The sequence below is a fragment of the Mycolicibacterium vinylchloridicum genome, from assembly GCF_013404075.1.
Taxonomy (GTDB): domain Bacteria; phylum Actinomycetota; class Actinomycetes; order Mycobacteriales; family Mycobacteriaceae; genus Mycobacterium; species Mycobacterium vinylchloridicum.
Window position 1 is genome coordinate 26,301 of the sequence record NZ_JACBJQ010000010.1, and the last position, 22,478, is coordinate 48,778.

25 protein-coding genes are annotated in these 22,478 nt (G+C 66.9%); 9 read left to right on the top strand and 16 right to left on the bottom strand.

Annotated elements, in window-relative coordinates; translation table 11 throughout:
- Positions 1 to 8: 8 nt before the first annotated feature.
- The 5 genes from HPC46_RS10725 (at position 9) to HPC46_RS10745 (ending at position 4,130) form a co-directional block, all read left to right on the top strand.
- Positions 9 to 581, top strand: a complete 573-nt coding sequence (locus HPC46_RS10725; RefSeq protein ID WP_179469572.1) for a TetR family transcriptional regulator — start codon at positions 9 to 11, stop codon at positions 579 to 581.
- Positions 582 to 722: 141 nt separating this feature from the next.
- Complete coding sequence (locus HPC46_RS10730) at positions 723 to 1,952, top strand: mechanosensitive ion channel family protein (protein ID WP_179469574.1); 1,230 nt, start codon at positions 723 to 725, stop codon at positions 1,950 to 1,952.
- Positions 1,953 to 2,015: 63 nt separating this feature from the next.
- Positions 2,016 to 2,516, top strand: coding sequence for a DUF6328 family protein (locus HPC46_RS10735; RefSeq protein ID WP_179469794.1), 501 nt, complete (start codon positions 2,016 to 2,018; stop codon positions 2,514 to 2,516).
- Positions 2,517 to 2,559: 43 nt separating this feature from the next.
- Positions 2,560 to 3,378, top strand: a complete 819-nt coding sequence (locus HPC46_RS10740; RefSeq protein WP_179469576.1) for a DoxX family protein — start codon at positions 2,560 to 2,562, stop codon at positions 3,376 to 3,378.
- Positions 3,379 to 3,467: 89 nt separating this feature from the next.
- Positions 3,468 to 4,130, top strand: a complete 663-nt coding sequence (locus HPC46_RS10745; protein WP_179469578.1) for an RDD family protein — start codon at positions 3,468 to 3,470, stop codon at positions 4,128 to 4,130.
- A 9-nt stretch (positions 4,131 to 4,139) separates the two neighbouring features.
- Here the strand turns inward: HPC46_RS10745 and HPC46_RS10750 are convergent, their stop codons facing one another.
- Together HPC46_RS10750 and HPC46_RS10755 are read right to left on the bottom strand one after the other, a co-directional pair.
- Positions 4,140 to 5,567 (bottom strand): GntP family permease, encoded by a 1,428-nt coding sequence (locus HPC46_RS10750; protein WP_179469580.1) that lies wholly within the window; start codon positions 5,565 to 5,567, stop codon positions 4,140 to 4,142.
- Complete coding sequence (locus HPC46_RS10755) at positions 5,564 to 6,103, bottom strand: gluconokinase (RefSeq protein WP_233716360.1); 540 nt, start codon at positions 6,101 to 6,103, stop codon at positions 5,564 to 5,566. The genes HPC46_RS10750 and HPC46_RS10755 overlap by 4 nt, the downstream gene beginning before the upstream one ends.
- Positions 6,104 to 6,215: 112 nt before the next feature.
- On the opposite strand from HPC46_RS10755, the gene HPC46_RS10760 reads away from it, so the two are divergent.
- The gene (locus HPC46_RS10760; RefSeq protein ID WP_179469796.1) at positions 6,216 to 6,920 is read left to right on the top strand and encodes a FadR/GntR family transcriptional regulator; all 705 of its coding nucleotides are present in this window, start codon (positions 6,216 to 6,218) and stop codon (positions 6,918 to 6,920) included.
- Between the two features lies 1 nt (position 6,921).
- On the opposite strand, the gene HPC46_RS10765 is transcribed toward HPC46_RS10760, so the two are convergent.
- Positions 6,922 to 7,716 (bottom strand): DUF4333 domain-containing protein, encoded by a 795-nt coding sequence (locus HPC46_RS10765; RefSeq protein WP_325096623.1) that lies wholly within the window; start codon positions 7,714 to 7,716, stop codon positions 6,922 to 6,924.
- Positions 7,717 to 7,781: 65 nt separating this feature from the next.
- On the opposite strand from HPC46_RS10765, the gene HPC46_RS10770 reads away from it, so the two are divergent.
- Positions 7,782 to 8,669, top strand: a complete 888-nt coding sequence (locus HPC46_RS10770; RefSeq protein WP_179469584.1) for an SCO6745 family protein — start codon at positions 7,782 to 7,784, stop codon at positions 8,667 to 8,669.
- Here the strand turns inward: HPC46_RS10770 and HPC46_RS10775 are convergent.
- The 3 genes from HPC46_RS10775 to HPC46_RS10785 form a co-directional block, all read right to left on the bottom strand.
- Positions 8,666 to 8,962 (bottom strand): hypothetical protein, encoded by a 297-nt coding sequence (locus HPC46_RS10775; protein ID WP_179469586.1) that lies wholly within the window; start codon positions 8,960 to 8,962, stop codon positions 8,666 to 8,668. The two genes, HPC46_RS10770 and HPC46_RS10775, sit on opposite strands and share 4 nt — an antisense overlap.
- Before the next feature lie 79 nt (positions 8,963 to 9,041).
- Positions 9,042 to 11,027, bottom strand: a complete 1,986-nt coding sequence (locus tag HPC46_RS10780; RefSeq protein ID WP_179469588.1) for a DUF7064 domain-containing protein — start codon at positions 11,025 to 11,027, stop codon at positions 9,042 to 9,044.
- Positions 11,028 to 11,110: 83 nt separating this feature from the next.
- Positions 11,111 to 12,631: a carboxylesterase/lipase family protein gene (locus tag HPC46_RS10785; protein WP_179469590.1), complete on the bottom strand. Its 1,521-nt coding sequence runs from the start codon at positions 12,629 to 12,631 to the stop codon at positions 11,111 to 11,113.
- A 76-nt stretch (positions 12,632 to 12,707) separates the two neighbouring features.
- On the opposite strand from HPC46_RS10785, the gene HPC46_RS10790 reads away from it, so the two are divergent.
- Positions 12,708 to 13,397 (top strand): hypothetical protein, encoded by a 690-nt coding sequence (locus HPC46_RS10790; protein WP_179469592.1) that lies wholly within the window; start codon positions 12,708 to 12,710, stop codon positions 13,395 to 13,397.
- Here HPC46_RS10790 and HPC46_RS10795 read toward each other — a convergent pair.
- The 10 genes from HPC46_RS10795 to HPC46_RS10840 form a co-directional block, all read right to left on the bottom strand.
- Positions 13,382 to 14,377, bottom strand: coding sequence for a cation diffusion facilitator family transporter (locus tag HPC46_RS10795; protein ID WP_179469594.1), 996 nt, complete (start codon positions 14,375 to 14,377; stop codon positions 13,382 to 13,384). The genes HPC46_RS10790 and HPC46_RS10795 overlap by 16 nt on opposite strands.
- A complete protein-coding gene (locus HPC46_RS10800) occupies positions 14,377 to 14,739 on the bottom strand; it encodes an ArsR/SmtB family transcription factor (RefSeq protein ID WP_179469596.1) in 363 nt (120 codons plus the stop codon). Before HPC46_RS10800 ends, HPC46_RS10795 begins: the two co-directional genes overlap by 1 nt.
- 46 nt (positions 14,740 to 14,785) lie before the next feature.
- Positions 14,786 to 15,883, bottom strand: coding sequence for an LLM class flavin-dependent oxidoreductase (locus HPC46_RS10805; protein WP_179469598.1), 1,098 nt, complete (start codon positions 15,881 to 15,883; stop codon positions 14,786 to 14,788).
- A 12-nt stretch (positions 15,884 to 15,895) separates the two neighbouring features.
- Positions 15,896 to 16,894: an ABC transporter substrate-binding protein gene (locus HPC46_RS10810; protein ID WP_179469800.1), complete on the bottom strand. Its 999-nt coding sequence runs from the start codon at positions 16,892 to 16,894 to the stop codon at positions 15,896 to 15,898.
- A 38-nt stretch (positions 16,895 to 16,932) separates the two neighbouring features.
- Positions 16,933 to 17,670 carry an ABC transporter ATP-binding protein gene (locus HPC46_RS10815; RefSeq protein WP_179469600.1) on the bottom strand — a complete coding sequence of 246 codons (738 nt, stop codon included), beginning with the start codon at positions 17,668 to 17,670 and terminating at the stop codon, positions 16,933 to 16,935.
- Positions 17,667 to 18,467: an ABC transporter permease gene (locus tag HPC46_RS10820; protein WP_233716366.1), complete on the bottom strand. Its 801-nt coding sequence runs from the start codon at positions 18,465 to 18,467 to the stop codon at positions 17,667 to 17,669. Before HPC46_RS10820 ends, HPC46_RS10815 begins: the two co-directional genes overlap by 4 nt.
- Positions 18,468 to 18,647: 180 nt before the next feature.
- Positions 18,648 to 19,343 carry a hypothetical protein gene (locus tag HPC46_RS10825; protein WP_179469602.1) on the bottom strand — a complete coding sequence of 232 codons (696 nt, stop codon included), beginning with the start codon at positions 19,341 to 19,343 and terminating at the stop codon, positions 18,648 to 18,650.
- A gap of 51 nt (positions 19,344 to 19,394) precedes the next feature.
- On the bottom strand, positions 19,395 to 20,612 hold the full coding sequence (locus tag HPC46_RS10830) for an alpha/beta hydrolase (RefSeq protein WP_325096624.1): 1,218 nt from the start codon (positions 20,610 to 20,612) through the stop codon (positions 19,395 to 19,397).
- Positions 20,613 to 20,648: 36 nt separating this feature from the next.
- The gene (locus tag HPC46_RS10835) at positions 20,649 to 21,668 is read right to left on the bottom strand and encodes a zinc-dependent alcohol dehydrogenase (protein WP_179469604.1); all 1,020 of its coding nucleotides are present in this window, start codon (positions 21,666 to 21,668) and stop codon (positions 20,649 to 20,651) included.
- Positions 21,668 to 21,997 (bottom strand): hypothetical protein, encoded by a 330-nt coding sequence (locus HPC46_RS10840; protein WP_179469606.1) that lies wholly within the window; start codon positions 21,995 to 21,997, stop codon positions 21,668 to 21,670. Before HPC46_RS10840 ends, HPC46_RS10835 begins: the two co-directional genes overlap by 1 nt.
- Before the next feature lie 142 nt (positions 21,998 to 22,139).
- Between HPC46_RS10840 and HPC46_RS10845 the strand changes: the two genes are divergently transcribed.
- Positions 22,140 to 22,478: an RNA polymerase-binding protein RbpA gene (locus HPC46_RS10845; RefSeq protein WP_005144352.1), complete on the top strand. Its 339-nt coding sequence runs from the start codon at positions 22,140 to 22,142 to the stop codon at positions 22,476 to 22,478.

Genomic DNA, 22,478 nt, shown 5'->3' on the forward strand with positions numbered 1-22,478 from the left:
CCGGACATGTGTCTGATCCGGTAGCTCGGGAATCGACGCGACGCCGGTTGACAGCAAAGCAGGCCGCTACGGTCGACCGGTTGGGTCGCGCCGCGGTCGACGTGCTGAGCCGAGAGGGATTCTCCGGCCTGACGATCCGGATGGTGGCCGCCGAAGCCGGTGTCGGCGCGGCGACGGCCTACACATATTTCTCGTCCAAAGAACATCTGGTGGCCGAGGTGTTCTGGCGCAGGCTGGCCTCGACCCCGGTTCCGCCCGACGATTCTCCTGACCCGGTCGAGCGCGTGGTGGGCGTGCTGCGACACATCGCATTACTGGTCGCCGACGAGCCCGAACTCGCCGGCGCCGTCACGACCGCGCTGCTGGGCAAGGATCCCGATGTCGAACACCTACGCTTCCGCATCGGCCGCGAAATACACCAGCGGTTGACATCTGCCCTTGGTACGCAAAGTGATTCGGACGTCGTCGAGTCTCTTGAACAGCTCTATGCCGGCGCGCTGGTGCGGGCCGGCATGGGATATGCCTCCTATACCGAGATCGCCGCGAGGCTGGAGGCCTCGGCCCGCCTGCTGCTGACCTGAGACGATCCCGCACCGCGCAGTGTGATGGCTGTCTCAATGAGTCGGCGCACCCGTAATGTCCGGGCGTGACGGGTACGCCTGATCGAGGCCGACGAGGGCCATACATCGACGATGTTCCGATCTCGGGGGTTCCACCGACTGATGCCTGAAACCAGCGAATTCACCTCTGCCACCACGTTCGCCGTCATGGCCGCCTGGGTTGCGGGGGCCCTGGCGGTGGCATATCTGGCCGGAGTGATGTTGTCCTGGACGCTGCATCGCCTGGGGCGCCGAAGCGAGTTGCTCGGCGACGTGGCTTCCCTCACCCGCCGACCCGCGCGCGCCGCGCTGATGATGATCGCGGCGCTCACCGCGTTCGACCGGGTGACCGACGAAGACGCCTTCTGGCGCAACAATGTCCATCAACTCCTGCTGATCATGCTCATCGCCGCGTTCACCTGGGTGGTGAGCAGCCTCGTCATGGTCGCCGAGCGGCGGGTCATCAGCCGATTCGGCGGTGGGGACACCGAGATGACCGATGCCGATCGCCACCGCCGAAAGATCCGCACACAGGTCACCCTGCTGCGCCGAATCGCGATCGCCATCGTGGTCGTCATCGGCACCGCGGCAGCGTTGATGACCTTCCCGGCTTTCGTCGACCTCGGTCGAACACTGTTCGCGTCGGCAGGCGTGCTGTCGGTGGTTGCCGGTCTGGCCGCGCAGACCTCGCTGGGCGCGGCGTTCGCCGGCATACAGATCGCCTTTTCGGACGCGATTCGCGTCGGAGACGTGGTGGTGCTCGAGGACGAATGGGGTCGTATCGAGGAGATCACGCTGACCTATGTCGTCGTGCACCTCTGGGATGAGCGCCGTCTGGTACTGCCGTGCACCTATTTCACGACGACCCCGTTCCAGAACTGGACTCGCCAGGCGACCGAGTTGCTCGGTACCGCCGAACTCGACGTCGATTTCACCGTCCCGCTGGACGGCATGCGTGCCGAGCTGGACCGCCTGTTGTCGGACAGCGACCTGTGGGACGGCCGAGTCGGCGTGCTCCAGGTCACCGACGCGGTGGGCGGATACGTCCGGGTGCGGATGCTGGTCAGCGCGGGCAACGCCGGCGCGCTCTTCGATCTCAGATGCGCCGTACGCGAGGGAATGGTGCGGTGGCTGCAAAACACCAGCCCAGGCGCCCTTCCCCGGTGGCGGGTCGAGGAGTTCCGTGGACCGTCCGGCGCTCTACAGAACCACGACAATGCCCCCCGGCGGCGCCGGGCGAACGCCACGCTGTTCACCGGCACTCCACAGGCCGAGCAGCGCGGGCGCGCGTTCGAGGGACCTGGTCCCGAAGCCCAGGCTGAGCGCGCCGACTCCCTCGATGTGGCGCATTGACGTCAGGGCAACGAGCCCGACCCGGTGATGTTTCCGCAGTCGGGTTCGGGGAATTTCCTCCAGGTGGATGTCGACCATCCCGAGCTGGACCAGCGGTGGAATGCCGCGGCCCGGTCCGAGAGTGAAGCGCAGCGGCTGGACCGCAATTGGTACAGCCTGCTTCAGGAACTCCGGGTGACGCAGACCGGCGTCCAGTTGCTGACCGGATTCCTGCTGACCCTGCCGTTCCAAGATCGGTTCGCCCAGCTGAGCCCCGGGCTGCACGCGACCTATCTCGCCACGGTGACGTGCTCGCTGGCGGCGACGGTGCTTCTGGTCGCGCCGGTGGGCATGCACCGGCTGTTGTTCCGTCGGCACAAGGTCCGGCCGCTGGTGTCGGCCGCCCATCGATTCGCGTTGTGGGGGCTCCTGCTGCTGGGTGCCGCACTCGCCGGCGTTGCCGTGGTCGTGTTCGGCGCAGTGGTCAGCGAATCGGCCGGCGTCATCGCCGGCGTAGTGTCCGCCGTGGCGATGCTCAGTGCGTGGGTGGCCTACCCGTTGTGGATGCGCCACCTCCGCAGCTGACCGCAAGGGTTTGACCTCATAGTCCGTAGGGAACCCCGCCGCCATGTTGATTCGCAGAGTTGCCCGGCCCATGTTGGCAGCGGTATTCATCGGCCAGGGATTCGAGGCACTGAGAAGCCCGAAGCCGGCCGCCGAAGCCGCCCGGCCCGCTCTCGAAGGGTTGCAGAAGCTACCCGACCCGGTCGGCTCGGGCGTGCCCCGCGACGCCGAGACGTTCGCGAAGATCAACGCCGCCGTCCAGATCGGCGGCGGGTTGCTGCTGGCGTCCGGACGATTGCCCCGGCTCGCCTCGGCGGCGTTGGCGGGCACCGTGATTCCGGCCAACCTCGGTGCGCACATGTTCTGGGACGAGCCCGACCAACAACTCAAGGCCGAGAAGCGCCGCGCGTTCCTGACCGATCTCAGCCTGGTCGGTGGGCTGATCATCGCCTCTGCCGACACCGCAGGAAAACCGTCACTGGGCTGGCGCGGGCGTCGCGCCGCTCGCAAGGTCACCGAGGCCGTCTCGGGCGGTTTGCCCGGATCGAGTCAGGGCCTGCTGGACAGCGAGCTGCTGGACAAGGTGGGCCCGAAAGTCGGCCATGGCCTGCAGGTCGGCGCGGAGCGCGGCCGCGAACTGGCGGTGGCCGCCGGAGAGCGCACCGCCCCACTTCTCGAGACCGCCCTCAAACGGGGTGCCGAATTCGCCGAGATCGCCCGCGAGCGCGGAGCCGAGCTCGCCGAGGTCGCCCGCGAGCGCGGAGCCGAATTTGCCGATGCCGCTAGGGATCAGAGCAGCGATGTGGTCGACACCACCCGCGCCCGCGCGAAGAAGGCCAGTAAGCAAGCGAAGAAACAAGCTAAGAAGTTAGCCAGGCACTGAGCCGTTTCGATCGCGCCGAAGCCAAGCCCCTGCGGAGTCACCGCGCCAAGGTAGATTGGGCCGGACTTACTTCAGCGGAGGGAGCGATCATGACCACGGGTGACTACGACCCCAACGCGTACGGGCCGCCCGGAGGCTATCCCCCTCCGCCGCCGACCGGCCAGCCCGGCAGCTATCCGCCGCCGTCCAGTTACCCCCCGCCGCCACCGGCAGGTCCGGCCGGCGGATACCCGCCGCCACCCCCGCAGGGTGCGCCCGGCTATCCGCCACCTCAGCAGTTCGGCGGACCGGGTTACGGCGGCGGCTACCCGCCGCCGGTGCCGGGTGCCGGCCAGCCGGGCGGGGTGTGGATTCGCCTCGGCGCCCGCGTCATCGACTGGATCATCACCGGCATCGTGGTGTTCCTGGTGTCCTTGCCGTTCTGGGGCTCTGACAGTTACAGCTTCATCGCGGGCGTGGTTCTGGCCCTCATCCCGTTCGCCTACTTCGTCGGGTTCGAAGTCAGCCAGGGGTGGACGCCGGGCAAGAAGATCCTCGGGTTGCGCGTCCAGGGACCGGGCGGCGCGGCCAAGCCGACCGCCCAGCAGTCGGCCATCCGCAATTCGTTCATGCTGCTGTCGATCATCCCGTTCGTGGGCCCGCTGCTCGGGTTCGTCGCCGAGATCGTCATCGGCGTGACGATCAACAACAGCCCGACCAAGCAGGGCAAGCACGACGAACTTGCCGGTGGCACGCAGGTCCTCCAGGGCTGAAAACTGCGGTCAGATCACGAGGCTGAGCAGCAGGACGACGAGCAGACCCGCCACCGACAAGATCGTCTCCATCACTGACCAGGTCTTGATGGTCTGACCAACCGTGATCCGGAAGTACTGGTTGACCAACCAGAATCCGGCGTCGTTCACGTGCGAGAAGAACAGCGAGCCGGCCCCGACGGCAAGCACGACCAGCGACACCTGGCTCGTGCCGAGGCCATTCACCAACTCGAGCACCAGGGCCGAGGCGGTGATGGTGGCCACCGTCGCGGAGCCGGTCGCCAGCCGGATCAGCACGGCGAGCACCCAGGCCAGCAAGATCACGGAGACGTTGGCGCTCTTGGCCCAGTCCGCCAGCAGTGTGCCGATGCCGCTGTCAACCAGGACCTGCTTGAAGCCGCCACCCGCGGCGACGATCAGGATGATGCCCGCCACCGGGGGCAGACCCGACTCCACGCATTTCATCACGTCTGCCCTGGACATCCCGGCCCCCCGGCCGAGGGTGAAGATGCCGACGATGACGGCGATCAGCAGCGCGACGAGTGGGGTGCCGAGGACGTCGAAAGTGACTCGGAACCATTGGTTCTCGTCGTCGATGAAGATGTCCACGAGGGCCTTGCCCAGCATCAGGACCACGGGCAGCAGCACGCTGAACATGGTCATCGAGAACGACGGGCGGCGAACACCGGTGTTCTCGTCGGGAATCACCTCACCTTCGGGCCCCAGCGCTGCCGACCCGGACGCGAAGGTATCTGGCGCCGCCACGACGACCCAGCGGCCGGCCAGCTTCCCGAACAACGGTCCGGCTACGATGATCGTCGGAATCGCCACCGCGACACCCAGAGCCAGTGTCAGGCCCAGGTCGGCGTGCAGCAGGCTGATCGCGGTCAACGGCCCCGGATGCGGCGGGACGAAACCGTGCATCGCCGAAAGTCCCGCCAGCGCAGGGATTCCGATCGTGATCAGCGAGAGGTTGGAGCGCCGCGCGACCAGGTAGATGACCGGCATCAGCAGGACAAGGCCAATCTCGAAGAACATCGGCAGGCCGATGATCGCTCCCACCAAGGCCATCGCCCACGGCAGGGCGCGCGGGGACGCGTGGCCGACGATCGTGTCGACGATCTCGTCGGCGCCGCCGGAATCCGCGAGGAGTTTGGCGAACATCGCGCCGAGGGCGATCAGGATACCGACCCCGGCGGCGGTGGATCCGAAACCGTCGGAGAACGATTTCAGCACCTTCTCCAAGTTCTCACCGGCGACGATGCCGACGGTCAGCGCACCAAAAATCAACGCCAGGAACGGATGCAGGTGAATGAGCGTGATCAGGACGACGATCACCGCGATGCCCGCGAGGAACGCCAGGATGAGCTGCCAACCCGGCGCCACCGGTGTCGCAAGCTTTGGCGCCTCGGCCAATAAGGTGGCGTGCAGATTCATCGGCGTCCATCTCCTTCAACACGGGATACGTAGGTGTCGACGATCGAATCGATGCTCTGATCGACGTCGATGCTGATGCCGTGCTCGTCGGCATCGAGGGGTTCGAGGGTTTCGAATTGCGAAGCGAGCAAGGCCGCGGGCATGAAATGGCCGGGCCTGCTTGCCTGCCGGCGGGCGATGACGTCGTGCGTTCCACTCAGGTGAAGGAATCTGACGTCGGCGCAGTGTCGCCTCAGTTGGTCACGGTACTTGCGTTTGAGTGCCGAGCAGCTCATCACGCCACCCGCACTGTGCCCGGCGAGCCACTCGCCGATGGCCTCCAGCCACGGGTAGCGGTCGTCATCGTCCAGTGCGTGTCCTGCGGTCATCTTGGCGATATTGGCCGGCGGGTGAAAGTCATCGGCGTCGGCGAACGGCACGCGCAGCCGCTGGGCCAGCGCCGCGCCGACGGTCGATTTTCCCGAGCCGGACACCCCCATGACGACGATGGGTGAGGCCCCGTCTTCCATGCCTGCGTCTACCCCGCTGTGCTCCATGCCACACAGCATTCATTAATAGTCTTACCTTTGCAAGGTTTTAGCGTGTTGAATCTGTTTTTAATGTCATTTGCGCTGCGTATGACAAGATGTATCCGTGACGTCCGAGCCGATGGTGAGCGAGTTGCACAGCAATGTGCTCACCGCGCTGGGTGAAGGCATCGTCTCGGGGCGCTACCAACCCGGCCAGGTGCTGACCCTCGACGGCGTCAGCACCGAACACGGCGTGTCCCGTTCGGTGGCCCGCGAAGCCATCCGGGTCCTGGAGTCCATGCGGATGGTCGCTCCCCGGCGGCGGGTGGGTATCACGATCCAGCCGTCCACCAAGTGGAATGTGTTCGACCCCAGGGTGATTCGTTGGCGGCTGGACGCCGGTGACCGCGCCGCGCAACTGATGTCGTTGTCGGAGTTGCGACGTGGTTTCGAACCGGCGGCAGCCGCACTGGCCGCACGGCGCGCCGACCCGCATCAGTGCCGCATCATGGCCGCCGCCGTCTCGGACATGGTGGTCCATGGCCGCGCCGGCGATTTGGAAGCATATCTGCTGGCGGACAAGATCTTTCACCGCACCCTGCTGGAGGCCAGTGGTAACGAGATGTTCCGTGCGCTCAACGACGTTGTCGCCGAGGTGCTTGCCGGGCGAACCCATCACGGCATGATGCCCACCCGGCCCAACCCGGAGGCGATCGAACTGCACGACGAGGTGGCGCGGGCGGTTCGGCTGCGCGATGAGGTGGCCGCCGAACGCGCCATGCGCGCCATCATCGACGAATCGGCCGCCGCGCTGGCCGAGGACCTCTCCCCTCGGCCGAGCTGAATCAGGCCGCGGGCTTGTAGTTGAAGTCGATCCGGTCACCTTTGACAGCGGTGACGGTCAAGGTGAAATCCTGGGTCTCCGAGCCGGCCACCACCGTGCAGGTGATGGAGTTGCCGACCTTGCCCTCCAGGTTGTCCGTGCAGTCGGCGGAATCCGGCCTGCTCCCCAACTGGGTGGCGAGCTGATCCAGCAGCGAGCTCTCGACCTGCGCTTTCTCGAGCACCGGCAGGACGTTGAAGTACATCATCAGGCCCTCGACCCGCGTGACGACGACGGTGCGCTTCGAGGTGACGCCGTCGGCCGTGACGTCGCAATGAGTCTCGGTGCCCTGCTTTCCTTCCAAGCCACCATCGCAATTCACCGAGTCGACCGTGACGCTGGAGGCGTTGGACAGCAGGGTGGACACACCCTTCTCCAGCTGCGCCTTGGACAGCGCCGGCTCCATGTCGTAACTCACCGTAGTGCCCTCGACCTTGGTGACGGTGACAACGGGTTCAAAGCTGTTGTCGCTGCTCAGCACCACCTCGCAGCGCGTGGTCTTGCCGACCTCGCCCTTCAGATCGTCCTTACAGGTCACCGTCTGCGGCTTCTGGCCCTCCTTCTCCAGGCGCTGGGAGATGTCCTTCTCGAGATCCGTCTTCGACACCGAGACACCGGTGCTCACGTTGAACGAGCAGCCGGCCAGCGCCGCACCGGCAAGGCCAACGGCTGCGAGCATGGCACCGAGCCGCGGCAACACCATCATCCGTCGCATCATGACCTCCCAGAATTCGCCTGGCGGCGCGGGTTTCCGCACGTCCGCGTGCAAGATACCAAGCGGGCGTGCACTGAGGGGTTCAGCTGTGGTGGTTGACTACAGGGGTGAGCAGATCACCTGAGTTGGCGCGTCGCTTCTTCGACCGCTACGAACCGGTTCACGGCATCACCTACTTCGCTCCGGGCGTGCGAACCGCGTTGGACGCCATGGGGTTCGTCGGATTCTGGCGCGGCTACTTCGCCGCCCGGTCCGCGCCGCTGGGCCGGGCGCCTGCCGAAGTGGTGGCCGCGGTCTTCTACAACTTCTCGGCCGAGCGGGTGCGCAAAGCAGTGCCGGCGATCTGGGACATCGCTACGCCGGCCGACATGGTGGCAGTACGGTCGGACACCGCGGTCGCGGCGCTGCGCGGCTACGGCCTGAGCGACGAGACACCGGGGCTGGCGGAGGCCGCCGAACTGGCCGGCGTGGCAGCCCGCAACGCACCACCGGACGGCCGGCCGCTGTTCGCGGCCAACCTGGCGCTGGAGTGGCCCGACACCCCGCTGACAAGCCTGTGGCACGCGACGACACTGCTGCGCGAGCATCGCGGGGACGGCCATGTGGCGACCCTGGTGAGCGAGGGCATCAGTGGCCGTGAGTCCAACGTCTTCCACGTCGCCGCCGGGGCGGTGCCTGCCGATTTCATCAAACGCAGCCGGGACTATTCCGACGAGGAGTGGGACGCCTGCGTTCGCTCGCTCGGGGAGCGCGGATTACTGACGCCCACATGCACTCTCACCGACGCCGGGCGCGCATTGAAGGAGCACATCGAGTTGCGGACCGACACTCTTGCGCTCGGTGCGTTGAGTGCCCTCGACGATGCGGCGGTGGAGCGGTTGTTCCAGGCACTCACGCCGATCACCCGGCAGGTCATCGCCGGAGGCGATCTTCCGGCGACGACCCCGATGGCGTTGCGCCGCGACGACCTCGACGACAACGCGGCGGGACTTTAGACGCCTTCCCGCGGCGGCGCATTCAAGTCCACGCCCGAATCGTGTGCGGCGTCCCGCAATCGCGAGATGTAGTCCCCCATCGCGACGTCGGCTTGGTCCAGCTGAGACTTGGCGCGCCTCTGCCGTACGGTCTCGGTCACGGCGCCGATGACGAACAGAACGACAAACACCAATGCGCCGTAGAGGTTTCCGAACAGGAACCAGGTGAGCACGCCGGACAGGGCGGTACCCAACGGCAGCACGATGACTTGCGCGAAGACCGACCCCCTGCTCGGCTCTAGGTTGTCCGCCACGGTGTCACCCCCACATCGGCTTTGACGGCAGCGTAAATCGAGCGGCTGAGAGCAGGCTGATATTTCCGTGATCTCCGAATCAGAGATTGCGGTTCCACTCCACCCAGCCGACACCGCTTCTGCCGTCCGCGGTCTCGACCGTGACCCAGGACCGTGGAAATTGGCTGATCTGGCCGTCGGGGCCGACCAGCCGGACCGGAGCATGACCGCGGACGTCGACCGTCGCCTGCACCGGTCCCGGCTCATAGACGATGGTCGTGGTCAGGGGTAATCCGTTGTCGGCGAACGTCGCATCTGCGGTGACGCTCGTCGTCTCGGTGACCGGGTCGCCGGAGCGCTGGAGGTAGCCGACGCTGACCGGCGAGATGCCCGGAATGCGGATGTCGACACCGTGCAGATGCGTGCCGTCCTCGAGGTGCAGCGCACTCCAGACCCAGTCCATACTCCACCAGTCACGTACCCCGTAGGAGTGGTCGCGCTGCCCCGGGACAGCCTCGAACTCGAGAACGCGACCGCCGATCGTGACGGTTCCGGTTATCGTGCAAGGGATTTCGTAGCGCGTGGTGATGCGGTACGCATACGGAATGCCCACCGACGTCCAGGTGAGGTCCATCGCCAGCTCGACCGGCCGGCCGGGCTCGTCACGCAGCAGAGCTGATGGATCGTCGTATTCTGCTGCGGTGCCGCGGACTTCGACGCGGTAGGTGGCAAGCGGCGTGATCGCGCCGTGGCGCAGTTCGGCACCGTCTGCTCGGGCCAGTGCCGGGTCGGTGGGCAGCGGAGCCTCGAAGTTCACCAACGCGACGGTCGGCACTTCGGGCCCGCACACCAGCGCATTGATCCACGCCACGTTCTGATTGGGCACCAGGCCGAGCCGGATCCAGCCGCCGACACCCTGCGCCGGATCGGCGAAATCCCAGTACCAGCTTTCGTTCCAGAGCGGCTCCTCGCCCGGCGGGTGGGCGCCCTCGTCCGCGGGGTCGGGTATCAATGCCTGCGGCGCCTCGGGTGCGGGCAGGATATCCAGGGCCCCGGTGTCGAGCACATGACTCGTGTGCCGGTCGAGCATGGTCAAGAACATCTCGTCCCCGCGATCGGTACGCTCGACGAGCATCGACGACACCACCGCCATCATCACGCCGGCAAAACTCTGGCGGCGCACACCGTCGCGCACATCCTCGAGCGTCAGCGGCGAATCATGGCCCAGCCCTTGGTGATACGCGCGCAGCAGTTCGTCGTAGTGGGCGCGTCGGTCCTCGACGGCGACCGCACATCCGATGAAGTAGGCAACGTCGGTCATGGCCGGCCCCCAGGTGACCGTCTGCCAGTCGACGACGGTCAGATCACGCCGCGACCCGGGCCGGCCGAACAGCAGGTTGTCCAACCGGTAGTCGCCGTGCACCAGACCCTTGATCCGGTCGGACACGGCTTCCTCGGCCAGATAGGCATCGAAGCTCTCCACCAGCCGCTCGCACACCAGCCGCTGATCCGGGGTGATCGCATCGGCGTAGCGGTCGGCGAACCCGGCCCACAGCGAAGCGACCAATGCCTGGTTGAGCGGCGCCGCACGGGTAAGCCAGTCGGCGTGCGCCAGGTGATCGCTGCCGATCACGGGAGCGTGCAGACGGCCCAGCTCGGTCAATGCCAACACGGCGTCTGCGACTGTGGCGCCCTGGATTTCGTTACCGACCTCGGCGGGAGCCGCGTCGTCGAGCAGGAGCGAGAAGATGCCCGTCTCGGGGTCGTATGCGCTGTGATAGCACTCGGCGACCGGGCCGCCAAGGCGCGGTGCGATGTCGGAGTAGAACTTCACCTCACGCTCGTAGAGCCCCAGAGCGAGGCCAGTCTGCCTGCTCGTCGGATCGGTGGCGGCGACCTTGAGAACCATCGAGGCCGGGCCGTCGGCGCCGTCGTCGCAGCTCAGTCCGACGCGATAGCACTCGCTCATCTGGCCGGTGCCGATACGGTCGATGGTGAATCCGGTCACCGGAGCCCCGATGGCGGCGGCGAGCCACTGCGCGGTCAGGTCACTGGGCCGTTCGATGACGATGTCATTGGTCTGCACGCGACCAACCTAGGACAGATCAGCGGCCCGACGAAGGGTTTTCCCGCCATTTCTTGACGGGTGTCAACTCGCGCCTGGTCAGGCTAGCGGCTCGCGAGCGAGAACCCTTCCCACGCTGTGCGGCGATGAGCGTGTGGGTCGTACTCGACCCGGGTGCGCCGATCGAACACCAGCACCGGGCGCTCCGGATCGGTGTAGCGCGGCCAGTCGTCGCCCGGCACGCCCGTGCGGCTGAAACCGCGCCACCTCGTCTGCAGGTCGCGACTGACCGTCAGCGCCGAGCGCCGATCCATGGCGGCTGTCAGGGCCGAGCCGAACCGGGTGCGGTAGATGTCGAAGACGGCCAACAACTCGGTCGCGTGAGTGGCGCCCAGACCCGACCAGTGCAAGGTCCGCGGCGCGTAGTCGTAGCGATACACGTAGGTGGGTGCATGGGCGGTGTGCGCCTCGGCGATCTGCCAGGCGGCCGTCCCGAAGGCGAAGTCGCCACCGAGCGCCACGCAGGCATCCGCGCGCGGATAGCCCGGGTAGGCGGCGGTAATCCGTTCCCGCGCTTGCGGATCGGCGCCCGACAGCAGACGCTCGATCGCCGATTCGGTAGTCGGCAGCAGCTTCATGAATCGGGTGAACAGCCGGCCCTCGTCGGCATTGGTTCCGACGATCAGCGGCACCTTGTGGGCCGCGCCCGCCCGCATCGCGGCGACGGGATCATCGGGCAGGACCTCGTCGCCGTAGGTCGGGCCGAGGGAGAACGCGCCGTCCATCTCGGTGAGGCTGCGGGCAAGCAGCGTGTCCAGCGCGTCGACCAGATCCCGCGGCCGGGCCTGCATCAGTGTTTCCGCACCGTTGTCAGGACCCGCACCCAACAGGGTGGCGAACTTGCCGGCGATCTTGGCGGCGGTCTCCGGGCCGCTCACCAGCCCGGAGGCGGGACTTTCGGAAATGGCTTGGGCGAAAAGGCCTTCGGCGTCCGGAACGGCCAAGAGCGTCGCGACGGCATGGGCGCCTGCGCTCTCGCCGAAGATCGTCACGTTGGCGGGATCGCCACCGAACGCGCCGATGTTGTCACGCACCCAGCGCAGCGCCATCACGAGATCGCGCAGGAACAGGTTGCTGTCGATCGGGGTCTGCGGCGTCGACAGCGACGACAGGTCCACGCAGCCGAGCGCGCCAAGCCGGTAATTCACCGACACATAGACGCAACCCCGGCGGGCCAGTGCGGCGCCGTCGTAAATCGGGGTGGCCGAGCTGCCCATCAGATAGCCACCGCCGTGGATGAAGAACATCACCGGCAGCGGTTCGTGATCGGGCTCGGCGCCCGCCCATTGCGGAGTCACCACATTGAGCGTCAGGCAGTCCTCGCCCATCGGCTGATACTTGCCCACCCCCAACATCGTGTATCGCCGCTGCTGGGGGGCACAGTTGGCGAAGCCGTGGCAGTACCGCACACCGCGCCAGGGCTGCGGCGGTTGCGGCGCGCGGAATCGCAAGGCCCCGACCGGCGGGCGGGCGTAGGGAATCGAACGCCACCTGTTCACTCCGCTGCGGGTGAACCCCTCGACGACGCCGCTGCCCGTGGTGGCGCGGACGGTGTGTTCGTGCATCACACGACGGTAGCGAACATCTGGCTCCTCGACGCGCCTGACAACCCGGACGGGACAAGGCCGCTAGCCTGTCGGGATGCGAATCGCCGTGTTGCTCACCGCGTCGCTGCTGGTCGCGGGATGTTCCGGGTCGACAGGCGGCCAGGCGAAGCAGACCCAACTGACTCCGATCACACCGTCACGCTCTGCCACGTCATCGTCGGCGTCGCCCTCCGCCACGCCGACCACCTCCGCGGTACCGGCGCCCGCGGCCGGCGCGCCGATCGCCGAGGCCATCAAGTGGATCGAGGCCGGGCCGCCGATCGACGCCGCTCAGTACCACATCGCGTTGCGCGGCTCGGTCACGACCGAACTCGGCGACGACATCGCGTTCACGACACCGGCCGGCACAACCTGCATGACCGATGCCAACCATGGCTCGCCGGGGTTGGCCTGCCTGGTGGAGCTCACCGATCCGCCGCCACGCCCGCCCGATGTGTACGGACAGTGGAAGGGCGGCTGGGTCGATTTCGACGGCGCAGGAGTCCAGGTCGGTTCGGCGCACGGCGATCCCGGCCGGTTCACGTATGGGCAGGGCCGCGAATTGCCGTATGACACTTCGCTGTCGTTCGCCGACTACCGGTGCCGGACCGATGCCGATGCGTTGGTCTGCGTCAACTACGCCAAGCAGTCGGCGGTGCGCCTGTCCGCCGACGGAGTCGACGCCTACGCCTGCGCGCGCCAGGTGACGCCGCCACCGGGAATCGGCATTCAGTACGTTTGTTGATGCGTATGCGCCGGATAGGCGTGCACCACAGCGTTATCCAGTTTCGGGATCGCGTGACTGAGCGCATGTTCGGCGCCGTGGGCGATTTGGTGCGCTTCGGCCAGTGTGAGATCAGGATCGATGTCGAGTTCGGCATCGGCGTGCAGCCGGTGACCGATCCAGCGCATCCGCACGCTGCGCACCGACCGCACTCCGGGCCGAGCGGCCAGGGTGGTCTCTGCGGTATCGATGAACGTGGGATCTACGCCATCCATCAAGCGGCGGAACACATCCCGGACCGCGGTGCGCAATACCGCCAGAATGGCCACGGTGATCACCAGCCCGACGATCGGATCGGCCAGCGGGAAGCCGAGGGCGACACCGCCCGCACCGATCACCACCGCCAAGGATGTGAAGCCGTCGGTGCGAGCGTGCAACCCGTCGGCGACCAACGCGGCTGACCCGATTCGGCGTCCGACCCGAATACGGTACAGCGCAACCGATTCGTTGCCGACGAAGCCCAGCAGTCCGGCCAGCGCCACCCAGCCGAGATGTTCGATCGGTCGCGGATTGATCAACCGCCCGATGGCTTCGTACCCCGCAACGATCGCCGAGACGCTGATCATCGCGACGACGAACATCCCGGCCAGGTCTTCGACGCGCCCGAAGCCGTAGGTGTAGCGACGGGTTGCGGCCTTGGTGCTGACCGCAAACGCGATCCACAGCGGTATCGCGGTCAGGGCGTCGGAGAAATTGTGAACGGTGTCGGCGGCCAAGGCGATCGACCCGGAGATCAGGACCACGACGATCTGCGCGAGCGCCGTGACACCCAGCACCACGAGACTGATCTTCACTGCGCGAATGCCGGCAGCACTGGCCTCCAGCGCGTTGTCGAGACTGTCGGCCGCGTCATGCGAGTGCGGGGCGAAGATCTCTGTGATGGCCCCGCGCAACCCCTTCGGATGATCGTGGTCGTGGCTGTGGTCGTGGCTGGCGCCCATCAGGCGCTCCCCCGGCCCGGCAATTCGTGAACGCCGCGGTGGTGCGCGGGTGTCCCGCCTGCCGCGTGCTCGGCGTTGTAGACCGCGTCGGTGACGAGCTGACGGACGTGGTCGTTTTCCAGTCGATAGAACACCTGGGTGCCTTCGCGGCGGGTGCGGACCAGTCGTGCCATGCGAAGTTTGGCCAGGTGCTGGGATACCGACGGTGCCGGCTTGGCGACGCATTCAGCGAGGTCGTTGACGCTGAGCTCACCGTCGATCAGTGCCCACAGCAGCTGCACGCGGGTGGCATCGGCCAACATGCGGAAGACCTCGACCACCAGATGCGCGTGGTCATCAGCCAGCTGCTTATCTGCATTCATACGCAGATAGTAGCGGATGGCGGGATCTCGGCGTCGGCGCCCGCGTTCAGGCGGCGAGCACGCCCTTCGCACGCAGCAACGGGAAGACGCCCTCGGCGAACCAGTAGGCCTCCTCGAGATGCGGATAGCCGGACAGGATGAACTCGTCGAACCCGACCGTGTGGTACTCCCAGATCAGGTTGGCGACCTCTTGGTGGCTGCCGACCAGCGCCGTTCCGGCTCCGCCGCGGACCAGGCCGACGCCGGCCCACAGGTTCGGGTAGATCTCCAGATTGTCGGTGCGCCCGCCGTGCAGGGCGGTCATCCGGCGCTGCCCCTCGGACTCCGAGCTGGCATGCAGCGTGGTGGCCTGTGCGATCTGATCGGGCGTCAGCTCATCCACCAATTCCTGCGCGACCGCCCACGCGGCCTCCGACGTGTCGCGGGTGATCGTGTGCAGCCGGATGCCGAAGCGCAGATCGCGACCGCGCGCCCGCGCCAGCGTGCGCACCTCGTTGATCTTGGCCGCTGCGGCCTGCGGCGGCTCACCCCACGTCAGATAGACATCCACGTGCTCGGCGGCAATGGGCAGCGCCGCCGCGGATGACCCGCCAAAGTAGAACTCCGGCAACGGGTTCGGCGGCTGCGACACGCGACCGTCGCGGACCTTGTAGTACTCGCCATCGAAGTCGTAGGACTCCTGGCTCCAGACCGATTTGACGATCTGCAGGAATTCCCCGGTGCGCGCGTAACGCTCGTCGTGGCCGAGCCAGTCACCGAACCGCCGCTGCTCGAGGTCGTCGCCACCGCTGACCACATTGAGCAACAGGCGGCCGTCGGAGAACCGCTGCAACGTCGCCGCCTGCTGCGCGGCAAGGGTGGGCGGTACCAGCCCGGGCCGGAACGCCACGAGAAACTTCAGCCGCTCCGTCTCGGCCAGCAGCGACGACGCCGTCAACCACGCGTCCTCGCACCATGTTCCGGTCGGTGTGAGCACTCCCTCGAAGCCGAGCCGGTCGGCCGCCCTGGCCACCTCGGCCAGGTACCGCCGGGTCGGCGCGCGGTACCCGTCGGGAATCGTGTGGTGCGCCGACGCGTGCGACGCCCCCACGATCGACCGGCTGTCACCGTTGGTGGGCAGGAACCAGAAGAACTTGGCAGACAAAACGATTCTCCTCTAGTTGGAGCTGATGAGAACGGGCTCCAGCTCGCTGGCGTAGCGGCGGTCGACCCACTTGGAAAAATCGGGGGCAGCCTGGATCTGCCCTGATTTGGCGAACAGATCCGCGATCTTCTGCTCGCTTGCAACCACCTCGTCGCTCAGCGCGGTCGGCAGCCGCAGGCTCCGGCCCTGCGCCACCTCGGCGGCCTTGGGATCCAATCCCACAGCGGCAGCATACTTTTCGGCCCAGTCCTGCGGGTGATCCTGAGCCCATTTGGCGGCCTTGGCAAACCGCACGAGCAGGTCGGCCAGCGCGGTGTTGCGCTTCGGATCCGCCAGTGCGGCATCGGAGGCAACCCCGAACCAGTAGCCGTTCGTGACGCCCTTGGCCTGGGCGATCGACCGTACCTTCAGCTGCTGCTCGGCCTGCGCTGTGAACGGATCCCAAATGGCCCACGCCTCGACCTGACCGGCCCGAAACGCCGACAGCGCGTCGGCCGGCTGGAGGAACACCAGATTGACTTCGGCGGGCGTCAGCCCCGCTTTGGCCAGCTGTCCGAGCACGTTGCCGTGCGCGGAGCTGCCCTTGCCGACCGCGATGCTCTTGCCGCGCAACTGGTCCACCGAAGTGATCGGCGAGTCCGCGGCAACCAGGATCTGGTCGCCGATCCCGCCGCCGTTGTAGGCCGAGACCACCTTCACCTTCGCACCGGAGGCCGCGCCGAAGATCGGCGGCGTGTTGCCGGTGATGGCGAAGTCGATCTTGCCCGCGGTTGCGGCCTCGATCTGCGGCGGCCCGGACGTGAAGGTGGAGAAGGCGATCTTGTACGGCAGGTTGTCCAGCGCGCCGGCGGCGCGAAGCAGTGATTCGGTACCGCCCTTCTGATCGCCCACCTGCAAGGTCAGGTCCGACAGCTCGGTCAGCGCGACCGTCGGCGGCGCCTGTGCCGCGCCGGGGTTCTCCTGGTGCGATACGCAACCCGTCAGCAGGCCGAGAACGGCCAACAAGACCATCACACGGTGAAACACTCTGGGATACAAGCCTGCTCCTGTCAGATCTGAACGCCGAGTTGCTCGAGCAATTCGACTCGGTGACTCTCGTTGGCTGCCGACGGGGTTCCCGTCGGCAACCGTGGATCAGCGATCTCGGTCTGATGCACGACCCGGCCAGAATCCAGGACGAGTACTCGATCAGCCAGTGCCACAGCCTCATTCACGTCGTGGGTGACCAGCAGCACGCCGAACTGGTGCCGGCGCCACAGCTCCAGCAGCAGCGCGTGCATGGACAGCCGGGTGAGCGCGTCCAATGCACCGAAGGGCTCGTCGAGCAGAAGCAGCTGCGGCTCGGCCACCAGCGCCCGGGCCAGTGATACCCGCTGCGCCTGGCCGCCCGACAGCGTCAGCGGCCACGCGCCGGCCCGGTCGGCCAGGCCGACATCGGCCAGCGCCTGCTCGGCCCGCGCCGCCACCTCATCGCGGGGCAACCGAAATCGGGTCAGTCTGTAGGCGACATTCGTCCGAACCGAGCGCCACGGAAACAACCGCGGCTCCTGAAAGGCCAGTGCCGGCGCGCCCGCGACCACCCGCTCGCCGCTGTGATCCTCGGACAGATTCGCCAGGACTCGCAGGATGGTGGACTTGCCGGAGCCGCTGCGTCCCACGAGCGCGACGATCTCGCCGGCGCCGACGGTCAGCGAGACATCCTCCAGGACGCGATGCTCGCCGTACCACTTGTCGATGTGGCGAAGTTCGGCGGCCAACCCGGTCTTGTGTTCGTGTGTCACGGTCATGACCGATACCTCAGGGCTCGGCGCTCAAGCGAGCGGACGATGGCGTCGGTCGTGATGCCCAGCAGCGCGTAGACGATCAGGCCGAAGATGATGGTGTCGATGCGCAGGAAGTCACGCGCGTTGTTGATCAGGTAGCCGATGCCTTTGTCGGCGTTGATCTGTTCGGCGACAATCAAGGTCAGCCAGGCGATCGCCAGCGACTGGCGTAGCCCCACCAGCACCTGCGGGGCTGCGCTGGGAAAAATGATGTGGCTGAACCGCTGCCGAAATGAAAATCCAAGCACGTCAGCGGTTTCGAACAACTTCGGATCGACCTGCCGGATCGCCGAGAACGTGTTGAGGTAGAGCGGGAAGCTGACGCCGAGCGCGACCAACAGCACCTTGGGCAGCTCGCCGATCCCGAACCACAGGATGAACAGCGGAATCAAGCCCAGGTGCGGCAGTGCCCGCAACATCTGCATCGGCGGGTCGACCGTCGCCTCGGTCCAGCGCGACAGACCGACCGCGGTCCCCAGCCCGATCCCGATCACACCGCCCAGCAAGAGCCCTTGGATCACCCGCAGCCCGGAGACCTGTAGCGCGTCGGCGAGCTGGCCGTCGCGGATGAGCTCGAGCCCGGCTTCGGCGATCAGCGAGGGAGCGGGCAGGACTTCCTGGGAGATGATTCCCAGGGCGCTGCCCAGCTGCCACAACGTCAGCAGAACCACCGGGGTGCCCCACCGCAGAAAAGTCCACTTCCGGTGCCGGCGTTGAGCCGGCGCGTGGGGTCCCGCCGGCAGGACCGGCGCGGCTTGCATCGTCACGGTGTGGGTCTCCCCGAGCTGGCACGTAGGTGGCTGTGGGCGTGCGACATCGCAAGATTCGTCGCGTCCACCAACCCTAGGAATCGACCGCCACGGGGTTAAGGGTTTGATTCGCGGTGACGAAAAGAAGCCCGCCCGGGACGGGTGTCCCGGGCGGGCTTACTCGGAGCGGGATCAGCTCAGCCGCGTGTCGCCGTCGACCCGGATCGCCGTCACCGGAACGCCGTTGACGGTCGAGCGCCAGGTGCCGAACTCCAGCGGCGGGGCGGGCTGCAGCAGTCGGGCCAGACGGCGCTGGCGCACCTGGTCACGGAACTTCTGCTCGTTGGCCTGTACGAGGTCCGAGGTGTCGTCCTCGTCGGTCGACCGGAACTGCACGCCGGTGATGGTGTTGTCGGGCCTCACCACCCAGGACGCGCGCACACCATTGGCCGCCGCGGTGTACATGGCCGACGGCAGAGCCACCGAAGCCGCGGTGAACGTGTAGTCGACGTCGTTCATGGTCAGCTGCCCCACGACCGCGGATCCGTCGAACGACGCTTTCAGCGTGTCCTGGTACTTGGATGTGATGTCCAGGGCGCCGTCCTTCTGCGTGCCGAAGAACCACGCTTCGTCGGTGCTGCCGTCACAGGCGTAGGCGGCGATCTTGTCGCCCTCCACCGCCACGCCGATCGTCATCGTCTTGCCGTCGGACATCGGCATGTCGGCGATGTAGTGCGCCGACTGCGGGAAATCCTTGACGACCGCGGCGCTCGATGACGGTGTCGGGGAGTTCGCGGTCGTGGTGGACCCCCCGGAGCAGGCAGTGACGGTGCCGAGGGCGACAGTCGCGATCACGCCGGCCAGCAGGGTGCGTAGGTGTTTTCTCATGTCACCAGCTTCGAGTAACGATCGGTTAGGTACTTGGAGAATGTGTGGAGATTAGGGGGAGATCGCCAGGAATCGGCGGACCTCGTCGCAGAACACCTGCCAGGCCGGCTCGACCCCGGTCAGCAGGTGGTTGTTGCTGGCGAGTGCCACCAGCCGGGATCCGCCGATCAGTTCGGCGAGTTCCTCACCGAACTGCATCGGCACCCGGTGGTCGTTGCGCGAATGCATGATCAGCGTCGGGCATTGCACCCGCCTGGCGGCGTCGCGGACATCGATCGCCGCGAACTCGGTGAGGAACCGCACGGCGTTCTCCGGCGAGGTGGTGCGCCGCTGCAGCTGGTCGAAATCGGCCCAGTCCGAGCGGCTCCCGTCCGGCAGGAACTGCGCGGCGAACACCTGGCGAAATGCCGGGTCGTCCTTGCCCCAGCCGACCCGGGCCAGGTCCAGGTCCAGTGCCGCGGCGCGTTGTTCCTCCTGGCTGACCGCGCGCACGCCGCGCCCGCGCGCATACGCGCTGCACAGCACCAGGTGGCTTACCTTTTCCGGATGCCGCGCCGCGTACTCGATCGCCACCGCACCGCCCTGTGACACCCCGAGCAGCGGAAAGCGTTGCAGTCCAATGGCATCCACCACCGACTCCAAATCGGCCACCCAGTCGGCGAAGGTGAACTCGCCCACCTCCCAGTCCGAGAGTCCGCACCCGCGTTCGTCGTAGCGGATGAACGTGTGACCTTCAGACAGGTCGCTGACCCAGTGCCGCCACACCGGGCTTTCGATGTCGTAGGCCAGATGTGTCATCCAGTTCGCGGCCCGCACCAACGGCGGCCCGTCGCCTGCGGTCGCATAGGCCAGCCGCACACCGTCAGCGGCCCGGCAGAACGAGATGTGCTGGGGCGGCGCCGCGGCGACCACCGGATCTGCCGACGTCGCCAGCGTCCCGACAAAGCGGTAGCCGCGGCCACGCACGGTCCGGATATAGGTCTGGGACTCCCCGTCGTCCCCGAGTGCACGGCGAGCGGCCTTGATCCGGCTGGTCAGCGCCGCCTCACCGACGAACTTGCCGCCCCACACCGAATCGAACAGTTCCTCTTTGGTGACCACCCGCTGGTGATTGGCGACCAGGTGCGCCAGCACATCGAAGACCTGCGGTTCGACCCGTACGACCGTGTCCCCGGAACGCAGTTCGTAATTGGGGGTGTCCAGCACGAAGTCGTCGAAGCGATAAACGCCCGATTCGGCGGGCACCTGTGGAGGTGACTCCGGGAGCACGTTCCGATCTTAGCTGCGAAAACGCTGTGCGCCCCGTCAGGCGTCGTCGGGAAAGGTGACGACGACCTTGTCGGCGGCGCCGGGCGTGGACGCCAGCCGCAGTGCCTCGTCGACGTCGCCGAAGGGTACCGTGTGGCTGACTATCAGCCGATACGTCGCCCAGTTTTCGACGAGATCCCTTGTCACCTCGAATATTTCGTCGGGATATCCGATGGATCCGAGGATCGTGATCTCGTTGCTCATCACATTGATGAATTCGATGGGGACCGGCTCCTTGTGCACGGCGACGACACCGATGGTGGCGCCGCGCTGGGCGGCGGCCAGCGCGGTGTTGATCACCGCGGGCACTCCGGCCGCGTCGAGGTAGATGTGGGTCCCGGCCCTGCCGCCGAACATGGCGTCTCCGGTGCCGTGCAGTTCGACGAGCTTGGCGATCACGTCGTCGTCGGCGGAGTTGATGACGGCGTCGGCACCGATCTGCAGCGCCTTGTCCAGGCGCGCCGGGATCAGGTCGGCGACCACGATGTGGCTCGCTCCGAGCGCCTTGAAGGCCAGGACCGCACCGAGGCCGATGGGCCCGGCACCGAAGATGACGACTTTGTCCCCCGGTCTGGGTTTGCACCGGTTGGCGGCGTGCCGGGCGACGGCCATCGGTTCGTTGAGTGCGGCGACTTCCCACGGGATGTGGTCCGGAATGACCTCCACGCTGACGCCGCGGACGGCGTTCTCGATCAGCAGGTAGTCGGCGAGCGCGCCGCTGTCACCGCCGTTGCCGATGATGTTGGAGGCCCGGGCCATCGGATTGATGACGACGTGATCGCCGACCGCCAGACCGGTGACGTCGGCTCCGACTTCGACGATCTCGCCGGCCGGTTCGTGGCCCAGCGGCATACGCCCCTGCCGGGGTGGCACGCCGCCGATGCTGATGTAGAAGCCGTCGGATCCGCAGACACCGCAGGCTCGCATCCTGATCAACACGTCGGCCGGCCCGACGTCGGGGCGCGGGACATCGACGACTTCGGCTGTGCCGGGACCGACGACGACCGATGCCTTCATCAGCGCCACCCGTCGGCGGCCTTGGCGGCCTGGACCAGCGCGTCGCACAGTTCGCGGAGCTCGTGGGTCGCCGCGCCCTCGTCGACCGCGGTCGCGACATCCTCGGCGGCGCAGCGCACCTGATAGACCCGATCGGACAGCTCAGCGGCCTCGTCAGCGGAGAGCACGACCGCATCCTCCGGGATCGCGCTGCCCTTGACCAGGGCCCGCTGTTCGTAGGCGCGCTGACGGCAGGACTGCCTGCAGTACTGCCTGCGGCGCCCCATCCCGGCGTCAGCCACCTCGCGGCCACACCACCGGCACGACTGGGAGCGGGTACGACGCGTCACGCCTTGTGACTGTAGACGGATTGGCGAAGCGATCCCGGTATCATGGTGGGTCGAGTCGGGAACCGCAGTGTGTGGTCTTGCGTTCACTATCCGGACTTCGTAGAGGGCCCAGGCCCTAGATAGACGCTGAGGAGAGTTGACGATGGCTGATCGTGTCTTGAGAGGCAGCCGGCTCGGAGCCGTGAGCTACGAGACCGACCGCAACCACGACTTGGCGCCGCGTCAGATCGCGCGGTACCGCACCGAGAACGGCGAGGAATTCGAGGTTCCGTTCGCCGACGACGCCGAGATCCCCGGCACCTGGCCCTGCAAGAACGGCCTGGACGGCACCCTCATCGACGGTGACCTGCCCGAGCCCAAGAAGGTCAAGCCGCCGCGGACGCACTGGGACATGCTGCTGGAACGGCGTTCGGTCGAGGAGCTCGAAGAGCTTCTCAAGGAGCGTCTGGACCTGATCAAGTCCAAACGTCGCGGCAGCTGA

What these genes read in the sequence shown, in the direction of transcription:
- HPC46_RS10730 (WP_179469574.1), top strand. Translation starts at nt 723, where the DNA reads ATGCCTGAAACCAGCGAATTCACCTCTGCCACCACGTTCGCCGTCATG.
- HPC46_RS10740 (WP_179469576.1), top strand. Translation starts at nt 2,560, where the DNA reads ATGTTGATTCGCAGAGTTGCCCGGCCCATGTTGGCAGCGGTATTCATC.
- HPC46_RS10745 (WP_179469578.1), top strand. Translation starts at nt 3,468, where the DNA reads ATGACCACGGGTGACTACGACCCCAACGCGTACGGGCCGCCCGGAGGC.
- HPC46_RS10750 (WP_179469580.1), bottom strand. Translation starts at nt 5,567, where the DNA reads ATGAATCTGCACGCCACCTTATTGGCCGAGGCGCCAAAGCTTGCGACA.
- HPC46_RS10755 (WP_233716360.1), bottom strand. Translation starts at nt 6,103, where the DNA reads ATGGAGCACAGCGGGGTAGACGCAGGCATGGAAGACGGGGCCTCACCC.
- HPC46_RS10760 (WP_179469796.1), top strand. Translation starts at nt 6,216, where the DNA reads ATGGTGAGCGAGTTGCACAGCAATGTGCTCACCGCGCTGGGTGAAGGC.
- HPC46_RS10785 (WP_179469590.1), bottom strand. Translation starts at nt 12,631, where the DNA reads ATGCACGAACACACCGTCCGCGCCACCACGGGCAGCGGCGTCGTCGAG.
- HPC46_RS10790 (WP_179469592.1), top strand. Translation starts at nt 12,708, where the DNA reads ATGCGAATCGCCGTGTTGCTCACCGCGTCGCTGCTGGTCGCGGGATGT.
- HPC46_RS10795 (WP_179469594.1), bottom strand. Translation starts at nt 14,377, where the DNA reads ATGGGCGCCAGCCACGACCACAGCCACGACCACGATCATCCGAAGGGG.
- HPC46_RS10800 (WP_179469596.1), bottom strand. Translation starts at nt 14,739, where the DNA reads ATGAATGCAGATAAGCAGCTGGCTGATGACCACGCGCATCTGGTGGTC.
- HPC46_RS10810 (WP_179469800.1), bottom strand. Translation starts at nt 16,894, where the DNA reads ATGGTCTTGTTGGCCGTTCTCGGCCTGCTGACGGGTTGCGTATCGCAC.
- HPC46_RS10815 (WP_179469600.1), bottom strand. Translation starts at nt 17,670, where the DNA reads ATGACCGTGACACACGAACACAAGACCGGGTTGGCCGCCGAACTTCGC.
- HPC46_RS10820 (WP_233716366.1), bottom strand. Translation starts at nt 18,467, where the DNA reads ATGCAAGCCGCGCCGGTCCTGCCGGCGGGACCCCACGCGCCGGCTCAA.
- HPC46_RS10825 (WP_179469602.1), bottom strand. Translation starts at nt 19,343, where the DNA reads ATGAGAAAACACCTACGCACCCTGCTGGCCGGCGTGATCGCGACTGTC.
- HPC46_RS10835 (WP_179469604.1), bottom strand. Translation starts at nt 21,668, where the DNA reads ATGAAGGCATCGGTCGTCGTCGGTCCCGGCACAGCCGAAGTCGTCGAT.
- HPC46_RS10845 (WP_005144352.1), top strand. Translation starts at nt 22,140, where the DNA reads ATGGCTGATCGTGTCTTGAGAGGCAGCCGGCTCGGAGCCGTGAGCTAC.